This is a genomic window from Corynebacterium sp. HMSC074C04 (assembly GCF_001838295.1).
Taxonomy (GTDB): Bacteria; Actinomycetota; Actinomycetes; order Mycobacteriales; family Mycobacteriaceae; genus Corynebacterium; species Corynebacterium amycolatum.
On sequence record NZ_KV836264.1, the window covers coordinates 87,321 to 94,187 of the forward strand.

At 60.3% G+C, this 6,867-nt stretch carries 6 protein-coding genes; 1 reads left to right on the forward strand and 5 read right to left on the reverse strand.

Annotated elements, in window-relative coordinates; all coding sequences use genetic code 11:
- Window positions 1–91 precede the first annotated feature (91 nt).
- Genes HMPREF3011_RS00395 through HMPREF3011_RS00405 form a run of 3 tightly spaced genes read right to left on the reverse strand, consistent with a single transcriptional unit; the run spans window position 92 to window position 5,288 of the window.
- Entirely contained in the window at window positions 92–2,557 is a 2,466-nt protein-coding gene (locus HMPREF3011_RS00395) for a serine/threonine protein kinase (RefSeq protein WP_070840964.1), read from the reverse strand.
- The gene (locus HMPREF3011_RS00400) at window positions 2,554–3,633 is read right to left on the reverse strand and encodes a glutamate ABC transporter substrate-binding protein (protein WP_070840965.1); all 1,080 of its coding nucleotides are present in this window, start codon (window positions 3,631–3,633) and stop codon (window positions 2,554–2,556) included. Before HMPREF3011_RS00400 ends, HMPREF3011_RS00395 begins: the two co-directional genes overlap by 4 nt.
- The gene (locus tag HMPREF3011_RS00405; RefSeq protein ID WP_070840966.1) at window positions 3,630–5,288 is read right to left on the reverse strand and encodes a hypothetical protein; all 1,659 of its coding nucleotides are present in this window, start codon (window positions 5,286–5,288) and stop codon (window positions 3,630–3,632) included. Before HMPREF3011_RS00405 ends, HMPREF3011_RS00400 begins: the two co-directional genes overlap by 4 nt.
- A gap of 135 nt (window positions 5,289–5,423) precedes the next feature.
- Between HMPREF3011_RS00405 and HMPREF3011_RS00410 the strand changes: the two genes are divergently transcribed.
- The gene (locus tag HMPREF3011_RS00410) at window positions 5,424–5,927 is read left to right on the forward strand and encodes an NUDIX domain-containing protein (protein WP_038626710.1); all 504 of its coding nucleotides are present in this window, start codon (window positions 5,424–5,426) and stop codon (window positions 5,925–5,927) included.
- A gap of 37 nt (window positions 5,928–5,964) precedes the next feature.
- On the opposite strand, the gene HMPREF3011_RS00415 is transcribed toward HMPREF3011_RS00410, so the two are convergent.
- Window positions 5,965–6,282 carry a hypothetical protein gene (locus HMPREF3011_RS00415; RefSeq protein ID WP_172954624.1) on the reverse strand — a complete coding sequence of 106 codons (318 nt, stop codon included), beginning with the start codon at window positions 6,280–6,282 and terminating at the stop codon, window positions 5,965–5,967.
- Window positions 6,283–6,324: 42 nt separating this feature from the next.
- A partial coding sequence (locus tag HMPREF3011_RS00420; protein ID WP_141764733.1) for a MarR family winged helix-turn-helix transcriptional regulator occupies window positions 6,325–6,867 on the reverse strand: 543 nt, incomplete at its 5' end.

The window sequence follows — 6,867 nt, forward strand, 5'->3', positions numbered from 1 at the left end:
CGGCAATTCTCTCTTTATTCACCAATTCTGGGGTGGCGCTCACGCCCACAACCGCATGTTTGACCAGGTTCAGTAAAGAGCTGGTACAGAGCTAACGCCAAGTTCGTGGCCGAATGAGATTTGCGATATCCACCAAGTTGTAGCGGTGTCGCGGAAACTGTGAAGAGCGCGCCAGCATCCGTAAGTCTTTTTCCAGTCCTTCACGCAGGCCAGCCACGGTAAAGGGCGCATCGAAAAGACCATTGGAGCTAGCTGCATGGTCGAGGTTCGAGCTGCGCAACCAGTTCAGCGCGGACGCCATCACGGCGATGCGCAGCTGCGGCATGCGCGGTTCATTTGTTGGTAGCTCCACCAGGCGACGCGCAGCACGGCGAATTCTCGATTCGGTCAACTCGGAGGGCATCCCGGAGGTGAGCATCAGAATCGTCGTCAAACGTGCCATGCGATGGTGGCGGGAGTTACCGGGAACGCGGTCAAGCTGGGAGATAGCCATTTCGTGTTGGCGCTCAGAGGCCAGCTGACGAGCTAGCCCGAAGGCGGAGGATACCGTCGTCGGGTTGGCCGCCCACACGACGGCGTAGAGACGCAGGGTGTTGAAACGAATCGTCTGAGGCGACAGGGACTCGCTGGCCCAGGCGGGGGAGAAGATTTCGGGCGTATCGGCAGCGACATTATCCAGCGCGCTGCTCAAGTTCGCGGCGGCGCGGGCGACAGAGGGCTCGAGGAGAGATGCGTTGGCGATGCCCAAGCGCTGTTGAATCAACTCGAGAGTCGCTGCCAGCGCCAACTTCGGGGCGGGCTCACCGGGAAGCATTGTCAGCACGTGGTGGAACGAGGTGAGGGCATCGTTGAATTGGTCGAGAAGCAAATAAGTCACGCCCTCGTACCAGTGGTAACGCCAATCGCGCTGCAAGCGTTCAGAGACATCGCAGAGGCTGTCGCGGGCCTCATCAATTAATCCGAGGTCCAGTTTCGCACGCACGATGCCCAGCGGAATTTCCACCGAAGAACCATACTCGGGTTCGGACAGCGCGTTGGTCAGTGTTTCGATTAGTTCGTTGGGTTCCGTAAACGACGAGGCACTCAGGATGCGCGCACCCGGATCTGTCGGGTTAATCAGTGGCACAGGCAGCGCGAAGGTCACTTCTTGCGGAGTGATTTCCACGCCGCGGGTGATGCCGTCGACAAGCTGGTCGGTGCGGAACACCAGGTGCTTGGTGCCGTACGTGGAACGCTGCGGCGAGAAATTCGACACCGCCTGTGGGAATTGCACGCCGTCGCGCACCGCCAGAATCTCGCGCAATACGCCGATGAGCTGCACACTCATCTCTTCGGCAGAACCGAAGCGAGCCTCCGGATCTTCGTGGCAAGCGCGCAGTAGAAAGCGGTAGAGCGAGTAAAAACGGCGGAACAGAGGCTCTTCGACAGGTGAGGGCAGTCCCGGATCGTAGACGCCGTTGGTCGCCGGCAACTTCAGAATCAGCGAGGCCAGCGTGCGGCCGACAGTGTAGATATCACTGGCAATCGTCGGTCCCGTCGTAGCAATCTCCGGCGCCTGGAATCCGGGCGTGCCGTAGATATGGCCGTAGGCGCCGATGCCGGTGACCGCGCCAACGTCGATAAGCGTGACATGGTCTTCGCTGAGCAGCACGTTGTCCGGCTTCAAATCGTTATAGACAACGCCGCGCGAGTGCAGGTAATCCAGCGCCGGTAGCAGCTCCAGGATGTAGCCAATTGCCAGGTCACAGGGCATGACGCCGTCTGGGTAGCTCCGTCGCTGTTTGCGTAACGACGGGCCGCCGACGTACTCCATCACAATGAAGCCGGTGGCGCTGTTGGCGTCCGTCTCATCGATGAAGTTGATGATCTTCACAATTCCCGGATGCGAGATTTCCGCGAGGAACTCGCGTTCTGCCTGGACTACGGCGAAATCCTTCTCATTTTTCGCTGCCATCATGCCCTTGAGCACGACCCAGCGATCCGAGACATTGTGGTCAATCGCCAGATAAATCCAGCCGAGACCGCCGTGGGCAATCGGGCCCACAATTTCGTACTGATCCGCCACGATATCGCCGGGTTTCAGGCTCGGCGCCGGCTTATTCGTCGCGCGAATCTTCTCATCACTCATTACTGCATCGCGCGGATCCTGCGTTGTGATGTACGGCAGGTGCACCATGCCGTCGGCGACGGTGCGTCCACGGGGCGCAGTCGATCGCTTCCGGCGAAAGTCCTCCAACGCTTTCCGGTGCGAGGCCATCGACGGATCTGGTGCCTGGGTGCCGGGTTCGGTCGTCACGCTTGACGACGAGCCCCCGCGCCCCAACAATTCGGCGATATCGAACTCTTCGTCATCGTCATCATCGTCCGCAAAAGGGTCGAAGGCGACAGCGGCAGTGCCGGGCGCTTGTTCGTCGTCTTCATCGGCGAATGGGTCGAAGGCGACGGCCTGAGTGGCAGCTGCCTCTGCCTCTGCGTGAGCATCCTCCTGGGGCGCTGGCGTGTATTGCGGATGCTGGGCTTGCTGGGCTTGCTCGGAGTACTGGTTTTCATCGCTCATCGGTTATCCACCTCGCCTTCTGGAGCAGCTTCCGGTGTGGGGGAGATTCCAAGTATGTCTTCGTCGTCGCCGTACTGTGGCGATGGCTGTGTACCACTTGGTAGGAAGGGGCCGAACCAGGTGTCGTAGAGGGACTGCCAGGTGCCATCGGTTGCCATACGCTCCAGGGTCGCGTTGATTTGGCGAACTAGGCCTGGGTTCCCCTGGGATACACCGGCCGCGTAGCTTTCCTCGTTCAAGCCCCGCTGGACAATCGCGGTGGCCGGATCTTGGTCGTTGATACCAGCGAGGATGGTGTCATCGGCAACGACAATCTCTGCCTGGCTGTTTTGAAGTGAAATGAGGCAATCCGACCAGTTGCCGACCAACAGCAGCGTATTGTTCGGCGAGAGCCGTCGAATCAAATCCTCGGTAGTAGATCCCCGGGAGACGCAGATGCGACCGTCCTTGACGTCCTCGGGGGAAGCATCGCCACCCGGTGAAGAGACGAGAACTCCAGCTCGTGCTGTCAAATACGGTGCGGAGAACAGCACCTTTTCGCGCCGGGCATCGGTGACCGTCATAGTGCGCAAAACGACATCGACGGTGCCGTCTTCGAGTGCGGCGGTGCGTTCGTTGCTGTCGACGAACCGAAACTCGACAGCATCGGGATTGTCAAAGATGTCCCGGGCAATCTCCTGTGCCAGGGATACCTCAAACCCCGAAAGCTCTCCGGTGCTGAAGTCGCGGAAGCTGAGCAGGTTCAATGATTGGTCAACACCAACGATGATGCGACCGCGCTGGTAAATCTCCGGGATTCGCTCTTCCGGCGTTTGGTCATCGGGGGCGAGTGTGGACAGATCTGGCGTGTTGGCTTCTGTCGCAGGCTTCCTCGAGGAGGCTTTGTCGTAGAACGCGCCCGGTGGCAGGGGAAAGTCACCGGTGGCCTCCAGGATCGTGCGCGAGTAGGGATCGTCGGCAAGCGAATCGGTCGCGCAGGCACAGACGGTGAGGCCCGCGACGGCGAGTGCGCCAAGGACGGCTCTGCGCCGCCAGCCGGCGAGACCGCGGAGTGATGGGGAGAACGGAACGATCATAGGAACTCCAGAAGCCGGTGTCGGAAGCCGAAAACAACCAGAACTGCCGCGATGACGGTCAGTGTAACCGTGGCGAGGGACAGTGCCGCGATAGCGCGACGGGATCGGTCGAGGTTCTCACGGGCGGTCAAGCGGGACTCGGCGATGGAATTCTGTAGCGACTCATCGACCTGGTTGAACGCAGCCGCCGACGAGCTGGCATTATCCACATCGGTCGCGATGCGAACCGCACCGGCGTAGTCGCCTGAACTCAAGTGCTCCATCATCAGGTTGTGACCGGACTCCCAGCTGTAGATACCGTGGATGGCGGCTCTGACATCGTCGTCCGGCGCATTGGCGTCCACTCTTTCCAGCTCGCCGACCAGGGTGCGCACCGACTGCGAGAAGGACTCCGCATCCGCGGGCTGACGGCGCACTAAGCCGAGGGTTTCGCTGGCGCGTAGCTGCTGGGCATCAATGCGCACTTCGGTTAGGGCATGAACATCCGGGCGCTGCTCTCCGAAGAGAGAGTTGGACTGCCACGGCTGAGTGGTGGCAATTCCCACACCGACAAGCGCGATGGCCATCAGCATGGTTGCACCAAACAGGCCGACGTTGAATAGTCGACCGGTGCGGCGAGTCAGCCACCACTGCGTGATTAGCAGCATCAAAATTGCCGCTGCCAGGCCTGACATCGGAAAAAGAGGCGGCTTTGATAGTTGGCGCTGCTCATCATTAGTGGTGGTACTGGTGCGTTCGTAGAGCGATTTTGCAGCTGGCAGAATCTGGACCTGCATCAAGTTTGAGGCAGAGGCGAGGTACGCGACACTGACGGGATTGCCCTGGCGCGCATTCGCGCGAGCTGTCTCGACCATGCCGGTGTAGACCGGCAACAGCCGCTGTACAGTCGCGATATTCTTCATCTCTGGGGCATCGACGTTTTCAATGCCCGTAGCTGCGCGGGTAGCGGACATGGACGCTTGTGCGATGACATCGTCGAAGTTGCTGACCAAGTCCTGGCTGCTGTTGAGTGTGCCGCGGGAAAAGGCGGTGTTGGCCGACGCATCGGCAATCGTCAGCGAGGCATAGAGATTCTGCGAGGCATTGGCCATCGGCTCGCTCAGCTGCGAAATTCGGGTGAGCTGCTGCTGGCGTTGCGAGGTTGTTTGCCACATGGATAGGCCGGCGGCCAGAATAGCGACGATGAGGATGAGGGCGACTGTGGTCAATCGGCCCGGCGACGTCATCAAAAATGACGCTGACCGGCGCACATACGTGGCCGACGGGCCGAGCTTGTCATAGAGACGCTCACCGAGAAAACGTGTCAATCTCCGGTTGCGCGGGCCAATTTCCAGGGCATCCACGCGCAGGTCGGTATCACGCGGAGAATCTGCTAGGGCTGTTGGGGTTGCGGCCGTTGCTGGGGCATTAGCCGAGGACTCTGTAGTTTCCAGAGCAGTTGATGGTGCCGCACTCTCGGTAGCCGGGGTGGTGTCGGGAGTATCTTTCGATTCCTTTGCCGCCTGAGCTGCAGTGTGTGTGTCTAAGCTTTCGCCACCGGGAGTGGTGCGACCGCTGAAACGAGTTCGGCGTGGAGCACGATTCTTGCGGTGGAATGGGTTTCGGTTTTTGTCGTGGGCACGGGAATGAGGCGCACTTGAAGTGGTTTCACCCATGTGCACGTGTCCTTCCGACGTGACCGAAGTCGCCTGCGACAATCTCTCCGCTCAGAGCAACGTTAGTTCCTTGCAAATCTTAGTCGCTCGGGCTTGTGACGGAAAACACAAGGGTATCTGGCGTAGGGTGGAGACATGCTTCAGGATGGAAATGGTTGGGCAGCCGGCCCCAGCGGTACGCGCTGCTGGGGACGCTTCGGAGCTGCAGGGCTGCTGATTGTGAGCCCTCAGCGCACTGTGCTTATGCAGCATCGAGCTGACTGGACATCGTTCCCCCTAACGTGGGGTGTTCCTGGTGGGGCTTGTGATTCTCATGAGACTCCTGAGGCGACCGCGCTGCGTGAAACGGCTGAGGAAACTGGGCTGCTGGAGCATCAGCTTCGCATCCTCGACACGCAGGTCACCACCGGTCCCTTCCCGGCCGATCCGGATCGCCCCGAGCTCGCCGGCGGCTGGAAATACCACACGGTCTACGCACTAGCTGCCGAAGAGCTGGAGACGAATCCGAACGAGGAGTCCCTAGAGTTGCGCTGGGTTCCGCTTGACGACGTCGACAGCCTCGATCTGCTGCCGCCTTTTGTGGAATCGTGGCCCCGGGTGCGCGCGCACCTCGAGAAACTGCTGGAGGCCCTTGACTAGGTGTCGGCTTCGCACCTACCGGCGCTCCCTGCGTCGACTACTTGGAGTCGGCAACTGCTGCCGCGCCAGCGGCCAGCGCGGTGACGGTTAGGACGGACGGCCATGCGCCAATCTTCTTAGCCAGCGGGTGTGAGAGGCCGAAAGCGCCGAGGTAGGCGGCCACTAGGCCAGCGGCTCCCAGGGCGCCGGTCTTTGCGTTCCAGGTGCGTGCTGCGTATGCGCCGGCGGCACCCAAGATGACGCCACCGAGCGGACGAATGCCTGTTTCGCGAGCGGTGAGCCAGCCGCCGATGAGGCCAGTGGCCACGAGCGGAGCGGTCTTTACGTCTTTTGCCTTCTTCAAAGTAATAGCCATAAGCATCATCGTACCTAGTAAGAAGGGCTTGGCGGCGCGCTTTTAGAACGGCTCCTGGCGGCGCTGGTGCTCCTCAACATAGCTTTCCGAGTGCTCCGCCAGCTTCAGTAGCGAAGGCAGTGCCTTAATTAGCGCACGAACGTCCTTTTGCGACATTGTCCGCACAATTTCGTACACCAGCGCACCCCAGTGGTCGATAAGTTGCTCCAGCAGCGTCTCGCCATCGCTGGAGACATAGAGGTTCTGCGCACGGCGATCCTTTGCATTGTTCTCGCGTTCAATCAGTCCGTTGTCGAGTAGACGGCGAACTGTTGCCGAAACGTTGGATGGGCGTAGGAAACGCAGGCGTGCAATGTCGGATACGCCGCAGCCCGGGTGGGTTGAAATAAAGTGCAGTACTTCCATTTCCGACTGGGAAATGGCCATCCTGGCATTCGGGCGCTCACCGAGGCGGCGAGTCGACGCAAGGAAGTCATACAGGCCGATGGAAATCTTCTGCACGCTTTCGCGCAGGGATTCATCGGACTCAGTCGAGTCATCCGCGGTGGGGAAGCCGCTCGCTGGCTCCGGGGTAGTGGTGCGCTG